Here is a 16,703-nt window from a genome sequence, read left to right on the forward strand (position 1 = left end):
TTCGGTGGACCGCCGACGAAATCTCTCAGCGGCACTTACCAATACTCGGTAGAAAATTTAAGTGGAGCTACACGGTCTGGTTGCCGAGACTTGCTCCCATGACGAACGCATCCACCCCCTTCGGCCGCGCCCTGTGCGCGATGGTCACCCCCTTCACCGGGACGGGGGCGCTGGACCTCGACGGGGCGCGGCGGCTCGCCGTCCGGCTGGTGGACGGCGGCTGCGACGGCCTGGTGCTCTCCGGGACCACGGGCGAGTCGCCGACCACCTCGGACACCGAGAAGGCGGAACTCATCGCGGCGGTACGGGACGCGGTGGGCGGCCGGGCGACGGTCGTCGCGGGGGTGGGCACCTTCGACACCCGGCACACCGTGGAACTCGCCCGCGCGGCCGAGAAGGCGGGCGCGGACGGGGTGCTGGTGGTGAGCCCGTACTACAGCCGCCCCCCGCAGGACGCCCTGGAGGCCCACTTCCGGGACGTGGCGGACGCGTCCGGGCTGCCGGTGATGCTGTACGACATCCCGGGCCGCACCGGCACCCGCATCGAGCCGGAGACCCTGATCCGGCTCGCCGAACACCCCCGGATCGTCGCGGTCAAGGACTGCTCCTACGACTTCCTCGCCGCCCAGAAGGTCCTCGCGCGCACCTCGCTGGCGTACTACGCGGGCTGCGACGAGCACAACCTCGCCCTGTACGCGGTCGGCGGCGCGGGATACGTCAGCACGGTCGCCAACGTGATCCCCGGCCAACTCCGCGCCGTACTGGACCTGTTCGACGCGGGCGACACCGGCGCCGCGGCCACCCTCCAGCAACAGGCCACGGAACTCATCGAGTTGCTGATGTCCGCCGGCCTGCCCGGCACGGTCACCGCCAAGGGCCTGCTCAACACCCTGGGCCTGCCGGCCGGCCCGGTCCGGGCACCGCTGCGGCCCGCCGACCGGGACACGGTCGACGGGCTGCGGGCGTCCTACGAACGCCTCCTGGCGAGTACGGCCCCGGGGCGGCCTCGGGCGTGAGCCGGTCAGCGGTCCGCGAAGACCGGCTCCCAACGGCCCGGGGTGTTGTCCCCGGTGCCACGGAAGCCGGAGAGGACCACGGTCTTCTCACTGCCGGGCGTCACCAGCACCAGCCGCTGGTGGAACTCGTTGCCGTCCTTGCCGATGTCCCAGGCGATCAGCGAGGAGTCGTCCGCCCAGGCGAGCAGTTGCTGACCGCGCGTCTCGGTGAGCTTCTCGCCGGTGCGGGGGTCGAGGATCCAGGAGGACGTCTTGTGCTTCACGCCCGCGAAATCGCCCGCGAGCCGCTTCCCGTCGGGCGAGAGCCCTGCCTCGACGTACCACACCACGTGCTTCTCGCCGGGCGGCGGCTCGACCTGCCTGCCCTGCCGGTCGTAGTACACATGGCCCGGCGCCATCGGCGAACCCGCCCAGACGAGGCTGCCGTCGCGGCTGAACGCGAAGTCCTGGCGGCTGTTGCCGAACCCGTCCTCGTCGGCGGAGCGGCGGGCCTCGGTCCAGGAGCCCTTCCCCGAGGCGACGTCCAGGACGTAGAAGCCGGTGCGGGACGACTCGTTCTCCGGGACCGGCTCCTCGTGGTCGGATTCGACGCTCCTGAACCGCTGGTCGGGGTTCTCGTCATAGGTCGTCGCGACCAGCTCGCGTCCGTCGCGCGAGAACGCCAGGCCGCCGACCGTGTGGTCCACCGGGATCCACCGCTTGACGTCGCCGCTCGCCAGGTCGAGCAGGCCGATCCGGCGGACCGGCAGATCCTGTTCGAGGACCGCCGCCGTCCGCAGGCCCGGGGCGACGGCGACCCACGACCACTTCGTGGTCTTCACGTACTTCTTCGTCGTCGGGTTCAGCAGCCACCAGGTGCGCACCGACACCTCCTGCTTCGCCGACCGCGGGACGACCGTCGTCGTGTGGTAGGCGGCCAGCGCCGTCCGGCCGGCCGCGATCAGATCGGTCGGCGGGGACTGGTCCGGGTGTGCGACGGTCCGGTTCGGCGGGGTGACGTCCGCGGGGCGTACGTCGGTCCCGCCGCCGGACTCCAGCAGCGGCACCGCCAGGGCGACGGCCACCACGGCGGCGGTCGCGGCCGCGATCGACGCGAACCTGCGGGTACGGCGGCGCCGGCGCAGGGCCAGCACCCGGTCGGCGAGTCCCGGCCGGACCGGTTCCTGGGTGTCGGCCTGCTCGCGCAGGGAGTCACGCACGAGTTCGTCGACGTTCACGGACGCACCTCCACGGGCGAGTAGTCACGGGACGGCCGCTGCTCGACGGCCGCCGGGCCGAGGGCGGCGAGTTCCGGCGCGAGCGTGCGCAGCCGGGCCAGCGAGCGGTGGGTGGTGGACCGTACGGTGCCCACGGAGCAGCCGAGGAGCCGGGCCACGTCGGCCTCCGGCAGGTCCTCGAAGTAGCGCAGCACCAGCACCGTGCGCTGGCGGGAGGTCAGCCGGGACAGCGCCGCGCGCATCACGACGCGCAGTTCGGCGGCGGCGGAGGCGTCGGGGGCCGCGCCCTGTTCCGGGGGCTCGGCGACGCTCACCTCCCGGCGGGGCCACTTCAGCCGCCAGCGGCTGATCTGCTGACGGTAGAGCACCTGCCGTACGTACGCCTCCGGTTCGTCGATGCGGTGCCAGCGGCCCGCCGCCTTGGCCAGGGCGTTCTGGAGGAGGTCCTCACCGGCGTGCCGGTCGCCGCCGCTGAGCAGGACGGCCGTCCTCAGCAGCGCGGACGACCTGCTGTCCACGAAGTCCCGGAAACCTTCCAGCCCTTCGGCATCCATCGTCACCTTCTCTTCCCCCGGGAGCGGACCGTGTGTCCGGCTCCTGTGTCCGGTGTGACGCGTGCGGGACGCCGCCGCTATGCCTTCGCCGTCGATATGCGTGAGAGGACATGGCGGAGCGCCCCTCCACACGGGTCGGAAGGGCGCTCCGGTCGGCCTCGCGGGTGTCAGTTGTGGCTGTGGAGGATCTCGTTCAGGCCGCCCCAGACCGCGTTGTTCGGGCGGGCCTCGACCGTGCCGGTGACCGAGTTGCGGCGGAAGAGGATGTTGGAGGCGCCGGAGAGTTCGCGGGCCTTGACGATCTCGCCGTCGGGCATCGTCACGCGGGTGCCCGCGGTGACGTACAGGCCGGCCTCGACCACGCACTCGTCGCCGAGCGCGATGCCGACGCCCGCCTCGGCGCCGACCAGGCAGCGCTCGCCGATGGAGATGATCACGTTGCCGCCGCCGGACAGCGTGCCCATCGTGGAGGCGCCGCCGCCGATGTCCGAGCCGTCACCGACGACCACGCCGGCCGAGATACGGCCCTCGACCATCGACGTGCCGAGCGTGCCGGCGTTGAAGTTGACGAAGCCCTCGTGCATCACGGTCGTGCCCTCGGCGAGGTGCGCGCCCAGGCGGACCCGGTCGGCGTCGGCGATCCGGACGCCCTTGGGGGCCACGTAGTCCGTCATGCGCGGGAACTTGTCGATGGACGTCACCTGGAGGTGCAGGCCCTCGGCGCGGGCGTTGAGGCGGACCTTCTCGACGTCGTCCACGGCGACCGGGCCGAGGGAGGTCCAGGCGACGTTGGCGAGGTGGCCGAAGATGCCGTCCAGGCTCTGGCCGTGCGGCTTCACCAGGCGGTGGGAGAGCAGGTGCAGCCGGAGGTAGGCGTCGTGGGCGTCGATCGGCTTCTCGTCGAGGGAGGCGATGACCGTGCGGACCGCCACGACCTCGACGCCGCGGCGGGCGTCGGGGCCGATCGACTTCGCCGCGCCCTCGCCGAGCAGCTCCACGGCCTTCTCGGCGGACAGCCGCTCGGTGCCGGCCGGGCCGGGCTCGGCGGTGAGCGCGGGCGCGGGGAACCAGGTGTCGAGAACGGTGCCGTCGGCGGCGAGGGTGGCGAGGCCGGCGGCCGCGGCGCCGGTGGTGCGGGGAGCAGTCGTGTCGGTCATGAGGGAAACCTAACCGGACCGGGCACGCGGAGGCTAACCAGCGGCGCGGCCGTCTCAGGTCCCGGGCGGGGCCGCTGCGCGAACTCGCGGGGTGGGAACGGTGGCGCCTGCTGCGGGGCGGAAGGCTGCCCGCTGCCGCGTCCGACGGGACGGCGAAGAGCACGGCGAAGAGCTACGCGCGGGGCCGCGCCGCGACGACCCGCTCCCGCCGGTGCGCAGTCGCCCCTACGCACCCGGCGGAGCCAGCAGCCGGGTCAGTGTCTCCCGCGTGTGCGTCTCGTCGTACGGCGTGTCCGTCAGGAGTACCTGGAGACAGATGCCGTCCATGAGGGCGACCAGTGCCTTCGCCGTGGCGGGGTCCGTGTGGGGGGCGAGGAGGGCGGTGACCTCGTCCGCCCATTCCGCGGCCACCGGGCGCAGCGCGGGGCGGCGCAGGGCGGCCAGGTACAGCTCGTACTCCAGTTCCACGCCGGTCCGGTCGCCGGCCAGCCACTCGCCGAGGAGGGCGGCCAGTCCGGCGGGCAGGTCCGCGTCGGGGGAGGCGAGGTCGCCGTGGGACGCCAGGACCTTGGCGAAGCCCTCGTTGGCCTGGCGCAGGGCCGCCACGAGAAGGTCGTCCAGCGTCGCGAAGTGGTACGTCGTGGAGCCCAGGGGTACGTCCGCCTCCGCGGCCACCGTGCGATGGCTGAGGCCGGCCAGGCCCGCGCGGCCGACGACCCGGATGGCGGCGTCGATGATCCGCTGACGGCGCTCGGGATCGTGGCGGCGGGCCATCAGTGCGCGCCTCCCAGGTTCAGCACCACCACTCCCCCGACGATCAGCGCGATCCCGGCGACCTTGGTGAGGGTGAGGGCCTCGCCGAAGAGGACGAGGCCGATGACGGCGATCGCCGCCGTGCCGACGCCGGCCCAGATCGCGTAGGCCGTGCCGATGCCCACCGACTTGAGGGTCTGGGCGAGGAGGGCGAAGGAGACGACATAGCCGACGGCCGTCAGCAGGCTGGGCCAGAGCCTGCTGAAGCCGTGGCTGTACTTCATGGCGGTCGTCGCGGCCACCTCGGCGGCGATGGCGCCGGCGAGCGTCAGGTAACCCATGTGTACGAGCGTACATACCGGCGGTCCGTTTTGGGTACCGCTGGTACGGACTCGCCTTGTACGAGCGGCAGTTGAGGCCCCCGGAGCTGCGAAAGCGTTATAGAAACCGCTCACCGAAACGGATGAGCGTGCCACACGGCTTCCACTACTGTTTCACCGTTCATTTACACGGAGGCGCCGCCGGAGGAACCGCGCATGCCAAGAGAGACGTCCCGGCCTCCCCGGGAAGAGCCCTGGGAGAACGGCTGGGCCCCGGACACCTCCCGGGCCCCCGGAACCCGTCGGCTCTGGCTCGCCGGCGCCCTCGCCGTGGCCACGGTCGCGGCGTGCGTGACCGCGATCGCCCTGAACGACGAACCGGCCGGCGAGGCGACCGACGCCCGTGGGGGCAAGGCGCTCTCGGACGACGAGACGGGCGGGCTGATCTCCTTCGCCACGCCCTCCGCCGACGCGAGCCCCTCCGACGGCGACGGGAAGGGCCCGAAGCCCTCAGAAACCGCTTCCCCGTCCGCCGGGGGCCATAGCGCCTCACCGCGGCCGCAGGGCAGCCCCTCCGCCCGCGCCTCGGCCTCGGCCCCGTCCCCGGCCGGGAAGCCGTCGGCCTCCGTGCCCGCGAGCGCGGACCGCTCGGTCAGTTCGGTCAACTACCCCGACCGGTACTGGCACATCGGCGACGGCCTGGTGCGGCTCGACCCGGTGCGGGGCTCGGAGTCCCGTCAGGACTCCACCTTCACCGTGGTCAAGGGGCTGGCGGACAGCGCCTGTTACTCCTTCGCGACGGCCGACGGGACCTATCTGCGCCACCGCGACTTCGTGCTGCGCTCCGAACGCAGCGACGGCTCCTCGCTGTTCCGGCAGGACGCCACCTTCTGCGCCCGCTCCTCCCCCTACTCCGGCGCGGTCATGCTGGAGTCGGTGAACTACCCGGGCCGCTATCTGCGCCACCAGAACTTCCGGATCCGGCTGGACCCGTACCAGGACAGCGATCTCTTCCGGATGGACGCGTCGTTCTTCCTGGTGGCCGGGCTGGACTGAACACCCCCCGAGAACACCGCAGAACACCGCAGAACACCCGGGAACACCGAAGAGCGGCGGCACCTTCCCTGAGGTGCCGCCGCTCTCCACAAAGACGCTCAGACGTTGAAGCCCAGCGCGCGGAGCTGCTCCCGCCCGTCGTCCGTGATCTTGTCGGGGCCCCACGGCGGCATCCAGACCCAGTTGATGCGCAGTTCGTTGACGAGGCCGTCCGTGGCGGACTTGGCCTGGTCCTCGATGACGTCCGTCAGCGGGCAGGCCGCCGACGTCAGGGTCATGTCGACGGTGGCGATGTTCGCGTCGTCGACATGGATGCCGTAGATCAGGCCGAGGTTGACGACGTCGATGCCCAGCTCGGGGTCGACGACGTCCATCAGGGCCTCGCGGAGCTCCTCCTCCGAGGCCGGCTTCATCTCCACGGTGTCGCTCATGCCGTCTTCCTTTCGGCGTCGGCTCCGCCCAGGGCCTGGGCCGTCGCGTCCTTCCACGCCATCCAGCTCAGGAGGGCGCACTTGACCCGGGCCGGGTACTTGGAGACACCGGCGAACGCCACCGCGTCCTCCAGCACCTCCTCCATGGTGTCGTCGGGCTCGATCCTGCCCTTGGACTGCATCAGCTCCAGGAAGGTCTCCTGGATCTTCCGCGCCTCCGGCAGGTCCTTGCCGACCAGGAGTTCGTTCAGCACGGACGCGCTGGCCTGGCTGATGGAGCAGCCCTGGCCCTCGTACGAGACGTCCGCGATCCTCGTGCCGTCGTACTTCACCCGCAGGGTGATCTCGTCACCGCAGGTGGGGTTGACGTGGTGCACCTCGGCGTCGCCGTCCCGCAAGCCCCGCCCGTGGGGGTTCTTGTAGTGGTCCAGGATGACTTCCTGGTACATCGAGTCCAGCTTCATGCGATCGCTCGTCCCTCAGCCGAAGAAGTTCCGTACGTGCTCCAGGCCCTCGACCAGTGCGTCGATCTCGGACGGCGTGGAGTACAGGTAGAACGACGCTCGTGTGGTCGCGGGAATTCCGTACCGCAGGCAGACGGGCCGCGCGCAGTGGTGACCGACACGGACCGCGATGCCCTGCTCGTCGAGGACCTGGCCCACGTCGTGCGGGTGGATGTCGCCGAGCGTGAAGGAGATCGCCGCGCCGCGGTCCTCGGCCGTGGTCGGGCCGATGATCCGCAGGTCCGGGACCTCGCCGAGCTTCTTCACCGCGTACTCGGTGAGGGCGTGCTCATGGGCGAGGATCTTGTCCATGCCGATCGCGTCGAGGTAGTCGATCGCCGCGCCGAGGCCGACCGCCTGGGCGATCGGGGGCGTGCCCGCCTCGAACTTGTGGGGGGCGGGCGCGTAGGTCGAGGAGTGCATGGACACCGTCTCGATCATCTCGCCGCCGCCGAGGAACGGGGGCAGGTCCTCCAGGAGTTCCTGGCGGCCCCACAGGACGCCGATGCCGGTCGGGCCGCACATCTTGTGGCCGGTGAAGGCCACGAAGTCGGCCTGGAGGGCCTGGACGTCCAGCGGCATGTGCGGGGCGGCCTGCGAGGCGTCGATGCAGACCAGCGCGCCGACCTGCTGGGCACGGCGGACTATCGCCTCGACCGGGTTGACCGTGCCGAGGATGTTCGACACCAGCACGAAGGAGACGATCTTCGTCTTCTCGGTGATGATCTCGTCGATGTTGGAGAGGTCGAGCCGGCCGTCGTCGGTGAGGCCGAACCACTTCAGCTTCGCACCGGTGCGCTGCGACAGGAGCTGCCACGGCACGATGTTGGAGTGGTGCTCCATCTCCGTGATGACGATCTCGGTCTCGGCGTCCACGCGGTAGGGCTCGTCGGCCCAGCCCAGCATGTTCGCCACGAGGTTCAGCGACTCCGAGGCGTTCTTGGTGAAGATCACCTCGTCGCGGCTGGGCGCGTTGATGAACCCGGCGACCTTGTCCCGGGCGCCCTCGTACAGCGCCGTGGCCTCCTCGGCGAGGACGTGCACGCCGCGGTGGACGTTGGCGTTGTAGCGCTCGTAGTACTCGCTGAGCGCGTCGAGCACCTGGCGCGGCTTCTGGCTGGTCGCCGCGTTGTCCAGGTACACGAGCTTCTTGCCGTCGTGGATCACCCGGTCCAGGATCGGGAAGTCCTTGCGGAGCGCCTCGGTGTCGAGGAGGCCCGGCAGCTGTGTCACGCGGATGCGCCACCCTTCACGTATGCCTCGTAGCCCTCGTTCTCCAGCTTGTCCGCCAGCTCCGCGCCGCCGGACTCGACGATGCGGCCGCCGGAGAAGACGTGGACGTAGTCGGGCTTGATGTAGCGCAGGATGCGCGTGTAGTGCGTGATCAGCAGGGTGCCGACCTCGCCGGTCTCGCGGACGCGGTTGACGCCCTCGGAGACGATGCGAAGGGCGTCGACGTCCAGACCGGAGTCCGTCTCGTCGAGGATCGCGACCTTCGGCTTGAGCAGTTCGAGCTGGAGGATCTCGTGGCGCTTCTTCTCACCGCCGGAGAAGCCCTCGTTGACGTTGCGCTCGGCGAAGGAGGGGTCCATGTTGAGGCGCTGCATGGCCTCCTTGACCTCCTTGACCCAGGTGCGCAGCTTGGGGGCCTCGCCGCGGACGGCGGTGGCGGAGGTGCGCAGGAAGTTGGAGACCGAGACGCCGGGGACCTCGACCGGGTACTGCATGGCCAGGAAGAGGCCGGCGCGGGCGCGCTCGTCGACGGACATCTCCAGGACGTCCTCGCCGTCGAGCAGCACGGTGCCGCCGGTGATCGTGTACTTGGGGTGCCCGGCGAGGGAGTAGGCGAGGGTGGACTTGCCGGAGCCGTTGGGGCCCATGATGGCGTGCGTCTCGCCCTGCTTCACGGTGAGGTCGACGCCCTTGAGGATCTCCTTCGTGGCGTTGTCGGCCTCGACGGTGACGTGCAGGTCTCGGATTTCAAGCGTTGCCATGGTGGCCTCAGGACTCCTGGGTGAGGGAGACGAGCACGTCGTCCCCTTCGATCTTGACGGGGTATACGGGGACGGGGCGCGTCGCGGGAAGGCCGGACGGCTTGCCGGTGCGGAGGTCGAACGCGGAGCCGTGCAGCCAGCACTCGATCTGGCAGTCCTCCACCTCGCCCTCGGAGAGCGAGACGTTCGCGTGGGAACAGATGTCGTGGATGGCGAACACCTCGCCCTCGGTCTGCACCAGCGAGACCGGCGTGCCGTCGAGTTCCACCCGCTTCGGGGTGTCCTCCTCCAGCTCGCTCAGTCCGCAGGCGCGTACGAAGGCGGCCATCAGACCGTGGCCTCCAGCTCGGTCTCGATCCGGGCGAGCAGCCGCTCCTCGATGTCCGGGACACCGATCTGCTGGACCAGTTCGGCGAAGAAGCCGCGGACCACCAGACGGCGGGCCTCGTCGGCCGGGATGCCGCGGGCCATCAGGTAGAAGAGCTGCTCGTCGTCGAAGCGGCCGGTGGCGGAGGCGTGGCCGGCGCCCACGATCTCGCCGGTCTCGATCTCCAGGTTGGGCACCGAGTCCACGCGCGCGCCGTCCGTGAGGACGAGGTTGCGGTTCATCTCGTAGGTGTCCGTGCCCTCGGCCCTGGCCTCGATCAGCACGTCGCCGATCCACACGGCGTGCGCGTCGTCGCCCTGGAGCGCGCCCTTGTAGACGACGTTGGACTTGCAGTGCGGGACGTTGTGGTCGACCAGCAGACGGTGCTCCTGGTGCTGGCCGGCGTCCGTGAAGTACAGGCCGAACAGCTCGGCCTCGCCGCCGGTGCCGGCGTACGTCACGCGCGGGTGCAGCCGGACGACATCGCCGCCGAAGGTGACGACGACGGACTTGAAGGAGGCGTCGCGGCCGATCAGGGCGTTGTGCTGGGCCGCGTGCACGGCCTTGTCGTCCCAGTCCTGGACGGAGACGACGGTCAGCTTGGCGCCGTCGCCCAGGAGGTAGTCGACATTGGCGGCGAGCACGGCGTCACCGGTGTGGTCGATGACGACGACGGCCTCGGCGAAGGCCCCCAGTTCGATCACCTGGTGGGCGAAGGCGGTGCCGCCCTCGCCGTGCACGGCGATCCGGACGGGCTCGGTGAGGACCGTGTCCTTGGGGACGGTGATCACACCGGCCTGCTCGAACGCGGAGTACGCCTGGGCGGCGATCCGGTCCACCGGGGTGCCGGCCCGGCCGAGGCGGGCGTCGTCGCGGCCGACGGTCTCGACGGTGACGCCCTCGGGGGCCTGGACGTCGACCTTCACGCCGCCGGTGGCGACCGCGGTGCCGTCGTGGAGGCCGCGCAGGCGCTCCAGCGGGGTGAACCGCCACTCCTCCTCACGGCCGTGCGGGACCGGGAAGTCCGCGACGTCGAAGGAGGGGGGCGCGCTCATGCGCGTGGCGACGGTCGACTCGGCGGCGACCGCGATCGCGCCGGCGGTGGTGGAGCCCACCGGGATACTCTGAGCCTCAGCCATGGCTGTCGTAATGCTCGCTTTCCGTTACGTAAGGGGCTGGACGGGGTGCGGGGCGGTGCTCAGCCGACCGCGCCCTCCATCTGAAGCTCGATCAGCCGGTTCAGCTCCAGCGCGTACTCCATCGGCAGCTCCTTCGCGATGGGCTCGACGAAGCCGCGCACGATCATCGCCATCGCCTCGAACTCGCTGAGGCCGCGGCTCATCAGGTAGAAGAGCTGGTCCTCGGAGACCTTGGAGACGGTCGCCTCGTGGCCCATGGACACGTCGTCCTCGCGGACGTCCACGTAGGGGTAGGTGTCCGAGCGGGAGATGGTGTCGACCAGCAGCGCGTCGCACAGCACGTTGGACTTGGAGCCGTGCGCGCCCTCGCCGATCTCGACCAGACCGCGGTACGAGGTGCGGCCGCCGCCGCGCGCCACCGACTTGGAGACGATGTTGGAGGAGGTGTTCGGCGCCATGTGGACCATCTTGGAGCCGGCGTCCTGGTGCTGCCCCTCGCCCGCGAAGGCGATGGAGAGCGTCTCGCCCTTGGCGTGCTCGCCCATCAGGTAGACGGCCGGGTACTTCATCGTCACCTTGGAGCCGATGTTGCCGTCGATCCACTCCATGGTGGCGCCCTCGTAGGCGACGGCGCGCTTGGTGACCAGGTTGTAGACGTTGTTCGACCAGTTCTGGATGGTCGTGTAGCGGCAGCGGGCGTTCTTCTTGACGATGATCTCGACCACGGCGCTGTGCAGCGAGTCCGACTTGTAGATCGGGGCCGTACAACCCTCGACGTAGTGCACGTAGGCACCCTCGTCGACGATGATCAGGGTCCGCTCGAACTGGCCCATGTTCTCCGTGTTGATACGGAAGTAGGCCTGGAGCGGGATCTCCACGTGGACGCCCGGCGGGACGTAGATGAAGGAGCCGCCGGACCACACGGCCGTGTTCAGCGACGCGAACTTGTTGTCGCCGACCGGGATGACGGTGCCGAAGTACTCCTTGAAGAGCTCCGGGTGCTCCTTCAGCGCGGTGTCGGTGTCGAGGAAGATGACGCCCTGCTCCTCCAGGTCCTCACGGATCTGGTGGTAGACGACCTCGGACTCGTACTGGGCCGCGACACCGGCGACGAGGCGCTGCTTCTCCGCCTCGGGGATGCCGAGCTTGTCGTACGTGTTCTTGATGTCCTCGGGCAGGTCCTCCCAGGACTCCGCCTGCTTCTCCGTCGACCGCACGAAGTACTTGATGTTGTCGAAGTCGATGCCGGAGAGGTCGGAGCCCCAGTTCGGCATGGGCTTCTTCTCGAAGAGGCGCAGGCCCTTGAGGCGGAGCTTGGTCATCCACTCCGGCTCGGACTTCTTCGCCGAGATGTCCCGGACCACGTCCTCGTTCAGGCCACGCTTCGCGGAGGCGCCGGCCTCGTCGGAGTCGGCCCAGCCGTATTCGTAGGTGCCCAGGCCCTCGAGTTCGGGGTGGGCAGTCTCCGTGGGGAGAGTCATGCGGGGTTCCTCCCGGCCGTGCTGGCGGATGCGTTGTGGGTGGTCTGGGAAATCTCGGGGATGAACGTCGTGCACACACCGTCGCCGTGGGCGATGGTCGCCAGCCGCTGGACGTGCGTGCCGAGAAGCTGGGAGAAGATCTCGGTCTCCGCCTCGCAGAGCTGCGGGAACTTCTCGGCCACATGGGCGACGGGACAGTGGTGCTGGCAGAGCTGCTCGCCTTTTCGGGGGAGGGGCGCGCTGCGCGCCGTCGCAGCGTACCCGTCCGCGCTGAGGGCCTTCGCCAGGGCCTCGGTGCGCCGCTCGGGGGCCGCGGCCTCGATCGCCGCGCGGTACGCGGCGGCCTGTTCGGCGATCCGGGCGCGGGCGAAGGCGACGACCGCCTCGTCCCCGCCGAAGCGCTCCTGGATCCAGCGCAGGGCGTCGGCGGCGAGTGTGTCGTAGGACTGGTCGAAGGCGTCCCGGCCGCAGTCGGTGAGGGCGAAGACCTTGGCGGGTCGGCCGCGGGTCCGCGCTCCGTACACCCGCTGCTCACGGGCCTGTACGACGTCATCGGCGACCAGAGCGTCGAGATGGCGGCGGACGGCGGCGGGGGTGAGCCCGAGGCGCCCGGCCAGCTCGGTCACGGTCGACGGCCCGTGGTCCAGGATGGAGCGCGCGACGCGGTTGCGCGTGGAGCGCTCCCCGGTCGCGAGCTCTTCCTGGGGTGCCCCCTGAGGGGTCGCCCGAGCCTCGCCGACGTTTTTCACAACGCCATTGTTGCGTAATTCCTCAGGGGCAGGCAACCCGCGCCCGGACCGGTGGACGGTGCCCTGCGTCACTTAGGCATACCTAATCTGACCTGCGGAAACGATCACTGATCGATCACGGCGGGGGTCCGCCGAGGGGTCCGCGCGACCCGGCCCGCACCCCCTCCCACCGGCCCACTTACCGGTGCCGGACGGGTGACGCGCCGGGCCGAGTCACCCTCTCCCGCACCTGCCGTCCCTCCCGTGGCCGGTTCCCGTACCCGGCCGTCGGAGACCCCGTCCGCGAACCTAGACTCCTGTGCCATGCGAACTGAGCCTGTCGTCCGGATCCAGGCCCTGGTGAAGCGGTACGGGACGAAGACCGCGGTGGACGGCCTGGACCTGACGGCCCGGGCGGGCGTCACCGCCGTACTCGGACCCAACGGCGCCGGCAAGACGACCACGATCGAGGCCTGCGAGGGGTACCGCAGGCCGGACTCCGGCACCGTGCGCGTCCTCGGCCTCGACCCCGTCCGGCAGGCCGCCCTGCTGCGCCCCCGCATCGGCGTGATGCTCCAGTCCGGGGGCGTCTACTCCGGCGCGCGGGCCGACGAGATGCTGCGGCACATGGCGAAGCTGCACGCGCACCCGCTGGACGTCGACGCGCTGATCGAACGGCTCGGCCTCGGCTCCTGCGGCCGGACGACGTACCGGCGGCTGTCCGGCGGGCAGCAGCAGCGGCTCGCGCTGGCGATGGCCGTGGTCGGCAGGCCCGAACTGGTGTTCCTGGACGAGCCGACGGCCGGCCTCGACCCACAGGCCCGCCGCGCCACCTGGGACCTGGTCCGCGATCTGCGCGCGGACGGCGTCTCGGCCATCCTCACCACCCACCACATGGACGAGGCCGAGCAGCTCGCCGACGACGTGGCGATCATCGACGCGGGCCGGGTCATCGCACAGGGCTCCCCCGAGGAGCTGTGCCGCGGCGGCGCCGAGAACACCCTGCGCTTCACCGGCCGCCCCGGGCTCGACGTGAACTCCCTGCTCAAGGCGCTGCCCGTGGACAGCGCCGCCACCGAGCCGACCCCGGGCTCCTACCGGGTGGCCGGCAAGGTCGACCCGCAACTGCTGGCGACGGTCACCTCCTGGTGCGCCCAGCACGGGGTGATGCCGGACCGGATCTCCGTCGAACGGCACACCCTCGAAGACGTCTTTCTGGAACTGACCGGCAAGGAGCTGCGCGGATGAGCGCCCTCGGGACCTACTCCCCCAGGCCGGGCGCGGCCCCGCTGCCCCGGATGATCGCGGCGCAGGCGGCGCTGGAGACCAGGATGCTCCTGCGCAACGGCGAGCAGCTCCTGCTCACCGTCGTGATCCCGGCGCTGCTGCTGGTGCTGTTCAGCAGCGTGGACATCGTCGACACCGGCGCGGGCGAGGCGGTGGACTTCCTCGCCCCCGGCGTCCTGGCGCTCGCCGTCATGTCGACGGCCTTCACCGGCCAGGCCATCGCGACCGGCTTCGAGCGGCGGTACGGCGTCCTGAAGCGGCTGGCGACCTCGCCGCTGCCGCGCTGGGCGCTGATGACGGCGAAGACGGTGTCCGTGCTGGTCACCGAGGTGTTCCAGGTGATCCTGCTGACGGTGATCGCCTTCGCGCTGGGCTGGGACCCGAAGGGAAACCCGCTCTCGGTGCTGCTGCTCCTGGTGCTGGGCACCGCCGCGTTCTCGGGCCTCGGGCTGCTGATGGCCGGCACGCTGAAGGCGGAGGCGACGCTGGCCGCCGCCAACCTGGTCTTCCTGCTGCTGCTCGTGGGCGGCGGGGTGATCGTGCCGCTGGAGAAGTTCCCGTCCGGCGCCCAGGACGTCCTGGGCCTGCTGCCGATCTCGGCGCTCTCCGACGGGCTGCGGGACGTCCTCCAGCACGGCGCCGGAACGCCCTGGGGCGACCTGGGGATCCTGGCGGTGTGGGCGGTGGCGGGGCTGGCGGCGGCCGGCCGGTTCTTCCGCTGGGAATGACCGGCGCCCGGCGCGGGGGGACCCTCGTGAACGCGTGCACAAGCGGCCCCCTACGATGGACGGCGTGCCAAACGTGACCCGCGCCGACGCCCTGGCGGCCCTGCGCAACCCGCTCGCCTTCATCGCCTCCCGCTGGACCCCGGACCCCCGGACGGTCGAGCGCGCGGCCCTCAGCGCCCTCGTGATGTCGGTGCTCATCGTGGTCACCGGCGGTGCCGTACGGCTCACCGGCTCCGGTCTCGGCTGCCCGACCTGGCCCAAGTGCACCGAGGACTCGCTCACCACGACCCATGCGATGGGTCTGCACGGCGCCATCGAGTTCGGCAACCGCATGCTGACCTACGTGCTGTGCGCCGCCGTCGGCTGGGCCATCGTCGCCGCACGATCCGCCAAGCCGCACCGCCGGGACCTCACCCGGCTGGGCTGGGCCCAGTTCTGGGTCGTGATGAGCAACGCGATCCTCGGCGGGATCGTGGTCCTCGTGGGCCTCAACCCGTACACGGTCGCGGCGCACTTCCTGCTGTCGTCCGCGCTCATCGCCGTCGCCACGGTCATGTGGCAGCGCACCCGGGAGGGCGGCGGGGAGCCGCGCCCGCTGGTCGGCAAGGCCGTCCAGCAGTTGGTGTGGTTCCTGGTCGCCGCGTCGGTTCTTGTCATCGCGGTCGGCACGGTGGTCACCGGCGCGGGTCCGCACGCGGGCGACTCCAGCGAGGTGGAGCGCATCCCGGTCGACTGGGAGACGGTCGCCAAACTGCACGCCGTACTGGCGTGGATCGTGGTGACACTGACCTTCGCGCTGTGGTTCGTCCTGAAGGCGGTGGACGCGCCGAAGGGCCCGCTGGACCGGACCCGCGAGCTGTTCGTCGTGCTGCTGGCTCAGGGAGCGGTGGGCTACGTGCAGTACTTCACCCACCTCCCCGAGGTCCTGGTGGCCGCGCACATGCTCGGCTCCACCGTCATGTGGATCTGGGTGCTGCGGGTCCTGCTGTCGCTGCGCGAACGCCCCGCCGTCGAACCGGTCATCCCGCTGCCCGCACCCGAACGGGGCCGCGCCGGCATCGCGTGACGACGCGCGCCGCACGGGCGGGGAACGACCTCGCCCACGGCGTGCTCGGCTGCGTCCACGGCCCACCCCCGCAGGCGGCCCCCGGTCACTCCAACCCGTACACCCGCCGCGCGTCCCCCGAGGCGACGACCGGCTCCCCCGCCTGGCCGAAGGCCGCGACGAGCCCGTCGATCGCCGGACCGAGATAGCCCCGGGCCAGCCCGGCCCTGCGTTCGGTCCAGTTCGCCTCGGGCGCCGCGTGCCTGTCGTGGTAGCGGCGCCGGGTGATGTCCTCGACCAGTTCGGTGGGCGCGCCTAGGCCCGGCAGCAGGTCCAGTGCCTCGCGCTTGGAGATCAGCCGGCCGTCCCGCAGGGTGGCGGTGGCGCGGGCGAAGGTGAGCAGGCCCAGGTCGACCCAGACGTCCTGCCGCCACAGCGCCGGCCGGCCCACATGGGGCCGCCAGAACTCCCGCTGGTCGCGGACGACGAAGGCGCGGAGTTCACCGTCCGGCACCGGCGGCAGAACGGCACGCGGCGACCTGCCGTGCAGCACCCGGCCGAAGTCGTGCAGTTCGCGTCGGGTCACGGGGGTGACCGGCCGCCGGAACAGTTCGCCGTGCGCCCAGGTGAGGTGGCGCCGCTCCGGACCGGCCGCCCTGTCGGGGGTGAGGTAGGTGCAGTGCAGCAGCGGGGCGAGCGGTTCGCCGCGGAGGCGGGCGTGCAGCCGGGCCAGGGACCACACCGTGCCTGGGGTGACGGGCCCCGGCAGGACCGCGACCAGGTCCAGATCGCTGCGGCCCTCCCGGTAGTCGCCCCCGGCGAGCGACCCGTGGGCCCAGACGGCGGCGGGGTCCAGCTCCGCGAGTCCGGCGAGGAACCGGTCGAGCAAGGCGTCCGTACGGCGTGTCATGCGCCCAGTCTCGCGAC

The 16,703-nt window shown here is 71.1% G+C and carries 19 protein-coding genes; 5 read left to right on the forward strand and 14 right to left on the reverse strand.

The window, feature by feature from the left end:
* Positions 1 to 98 precede the first annotated feature (98 nt).
* Positions 99 to 1,016 (forward strand): 4-hydroxy-tetrahydrodipicolinate synthase, encoded by a 918-nt coding sequence (gene dapA / locus AFM16_RS09925; RefSeq protein WP_030791214.1) that lies wholly within the window; start codon positions 99 to 101, stop codon positions 1,014 to 1,016.
* Between the two features lie 5 nt (positions 1,017 to 1,021).
* On the opposite strand, the gene AFM16_RS09930 is transcribed toward dapA, so the two are convergent.
* The 5 genes from AFM16_RS09930 to AFM16_RS09950 form a co-directional block, all read right to left on the reverse strand.
* Positions 1,022 to 2,233 (reverse strand): WD40 repeat domain-containing protein, encoded by a 1,212-nt coding sequence (locus AFM16_RS09930; protein ID WP_030791216.1) that lies wholly within the window; start codon positions 2,231 to 2,233, stop codon positions 1,022 to 1,024.
* A complete protein-coding gene (locus AFM16_RS09935) occupies positions 2,230 to 2,787 on the reverse strand; it encodes a SigE family RNA polymerase sigma factor (RefSeq protein ID WP_078633076.1) in 558 nt (185 codons plus the stop codon). Before AFM16_RS09935 ends, AFM16_RS09930 begins: the two co-directional genes overlap by 4 nt.
* A gap of 167 nt (positions 2,788 to 2,954) precedes the next feature.
* Complete coding sequence (dapD, locus tag AFM16_RS09940) at positions 2,955 to 3,944, reverse strand: 2,3,4,5-tetrahydropyridine-2,6-dicarboxylate N-succinyltransferase (protein ID WP_030791219.1); 990 nt, start codon at positions 3,942 to 3,944, stop codon at positions 2,955 to 2,957.
* Positions 3,945 to 4,169: 225 nt separating this feature from the next.
* Positions 4,170 to 4,718 (reverse strand): TetR/AcrR family transcriptional regulator, encoded by a 549-nt coding sequence (locus AFM16_RS09945; RefSeq protein ID WP_030791220.1) that lies wholly within the window; start codon positions 4,716 to 4,718, stop codon positions 4,170 to 4,172.
* Positions 4,718 to 5,038: a DMT family transporter gene (locus tag AFM16_RS09950; RefSeq protein ID WP_078633077.1), complete on the reverse strand. Its 321-nt coding sequence runs from the start codon at positions 5,036 to 5,038 to the stop codon at positions 4,718 to 4,720. The genes AFM16_RS09945 and AFM16_RS09950 overlap by 1 nt, the downstream gene beginning before the upstream one ends.
* Before the next feature lie 195 nt (positions 5,039 to 5,233).
* On the opposite strand from AFM16_RS09950, the gene AFM16_RS09955 reads away from it, so the two are divergent.
* Positions 5,234 to 6,073, forward strand: a complete 840-nt coding sequence (locus AFM16_RS09955; protein ID WP_078633078.1) for an AbfB domain-containing protein — start codon at positions 5,234 to 5,236, stop codon at positions 6,071 to 6,073.
* A 98-nt stretch (positions 6,074 to 6,171) separates the two neighbouring features.
* Here the strand turns inward: AFM16_RS09955 and AFM16_RS09960 are convergent, their stop codons facing one another.
* The 8 genes from AFM16_RS09960 to AFM16_RS09995 are packed head-to-tail and all read right to left on the reverse strand — an operon-like array spanning position 6,172 to position 12,737.
* A complete protein-coding gene (locus AFM16_RS09960; RefSeq protein WP_030745090.1) occupies positions 6,172 to 6,504 on the reverse strand; it encodes a metal-sulfur cluster assembly factor in 333 nt (110 codons plus the stop codon).
* Positions 6,501 to 6,968, reverse strand: coding sequence for a Fe-S cluster assembly sulfur transfer protein SufU (gene sufU, locus AFM16_RS09965; RefSeq protein WP_030791224.1), 468 nt, complete (start codon positions 6,966 to 6,968; stop codon positions 6,501 to 6,503). Before sufU ends, AFM16_RS09960 begins: the two co-directional genes overlap by 4 nt.
* Positions 6,969 to 6,983: 15 nt before the next feature.
* Complete coding sequence (locus AFM16_RS09970) at positions 6,984 to 8,240, reverse strand: cysteine desulfurase (protein WP_030791230.1); 1,257 nt, start codon at positions 8,238 to 8,240, stop codon at positions 6,984 to 6,986.
* Positions 8,237 to 9,001, reverse strand: a complete 765-nt coding sequence (sufC, locus tag AFM16_RS09975; protein WP_030791234.1) for a Fe-S cluster assembly ATPase SufC — start codon at positions 8,999 to 9,001, stop codon at positions 8,237 to 8,239. The genes AFM16_RS09970 and sufC overlap by 4 nt, the downstream gene beginning before the upstream one ends.
* Positions 9,002 to 9,008: 7 nt before the next feature.
* Positions 9,009 to 9,329, reverse strand: coding sequence for a non-heme iron oxygenase ferredoxin subunit (locus AFM16_RS09980; RefSeq protein ID WP_030791239.1), 321 nt, complete (start codon positions 9,327 to 9,329; stop codon positions 9,009 to 9,011).
* Positions 9,329 to 10,507, reverse strand: a complete 1,179-nt coding sequence (gene sufD, locus AFM16_RS09985; RefSeq protein WP_030791241.1) for a Fe-S cluster assembly protein SufD — start codon at positions 10,505 to 10,507, stop codon at positions 9,329 to 9,331. Before sufD ends, AFM16_RS09980 begins: the two co-directional genes overlap by 1 nt.
* 59 nt (positions 10,508 to 10,566) lie before the next feature.
* Positions 10,567 to 11,988, reverse strand: a complete 1,422-nt coding sequence (sufB, locus tag AFM16_RS09990) for a Fe-S cluster assembly protein SufB (RefSeq protein WP_030791245.1) — start codon at positions 11,986 to 11,988, stop codon at positions 10,567 to 10,569.
* Complete coding sequence (locus AFM16_RS09995) at positions 11,985 to 12,737, reverse strand: helix-turn-helix transcriptional regulator (protein ID WP_030791249.1); 753 nt, start codon at positions 12,735 to 12,737, stop codon at positions 11,985 to 11,987. The genes sufB and AFM16_RS09995 overlap by 4 nt, the downstream gene beginning before the upstream one ends.
* Before the next feature lie 303 nt (positions 12,738 to 13,040).
* Here AFM16_RS09995 and AFM16_RS10000 point away from each other — a divergent pair, with 303 nt between their 5' ends.
* Genes AFM16_RS10000 through AFM16_RS10010 form a run of 3 tightly spaced genes read left to right on the forward strand, consistent with a single transcriptional unit; the run spans position 13,041 to position 15,797 of the window.
* Positions 13,041 to 13,964 (forward strand): ABC transporter ATP-binding protein, encoded by a 924-nt coding sequence (locus tag AFM16_RS10000; protein ID WP_030791252.1) that lies wholly within the window; start codon positions 13,041 to 13,043, stop codon positions 13,962 to 13,964.
* The gene (locus AFM16_RS10005; RefSeq protein WP_078633079.1) at positions 13,961 to 14,731 is read left to right on the forward strand and encodes an ABC transporter permease; all 771 of its coding nucleotides are present in this window, start codon (positions 13,961 to 13,963) and stop codon (positions 14,729 to 14,731) included. The genes AFM16_RS10000 and AFM16_RS10005 overlap by 4 nt, the downstream gene beginning before the upstream one ends.
* 55 nt (positions 14,732 to 14,786) lie before the next feature.
* The gene (locus tag AFM16_RS10010; RefSeq protein ID WP_078633080.1) at positions 14,787 to 15,797 is read left to right on the forward strand and encodes a COX15/CtaA family protein; all 1,011 of its coding nucleotides are present in this window, start codon (positions 14,787 to 14,789) and stop codon (positions 15,795 to 15,797) included.
* Between the two features lie 85 nt (positions 15,798 to 15,882).
* Here AFM16_RS10010 and AFM16_RS10015 read toward each other — a convergent pair whose 3' ends face one another.
* Complete coding sequence (locus AFM16_RS10015; RefSeq protein WP_078633081.1) at positions 15,883 to 16,686, reverse strand: nucleotidyltransferase domain-containing protein; 804 nt, start codon at positions 16,684 to 16,686, stop codon at positions 15,883 to 15,885.
* Between the last annotated feature and the right edge of the window lie 17 nt (positions 16,687 to 16,703).

It is taken from the genome of Streptomyces antibioticus (genome assembly GCF_002019855.1).
GTDB classification, from domain to species: domain Bacteria; phylum Actinomycetota; class Actinomycetes; order Streptomycetales; family Streptomycetaceae; genus Streptomyces; species Streptomyces antibioticus_B.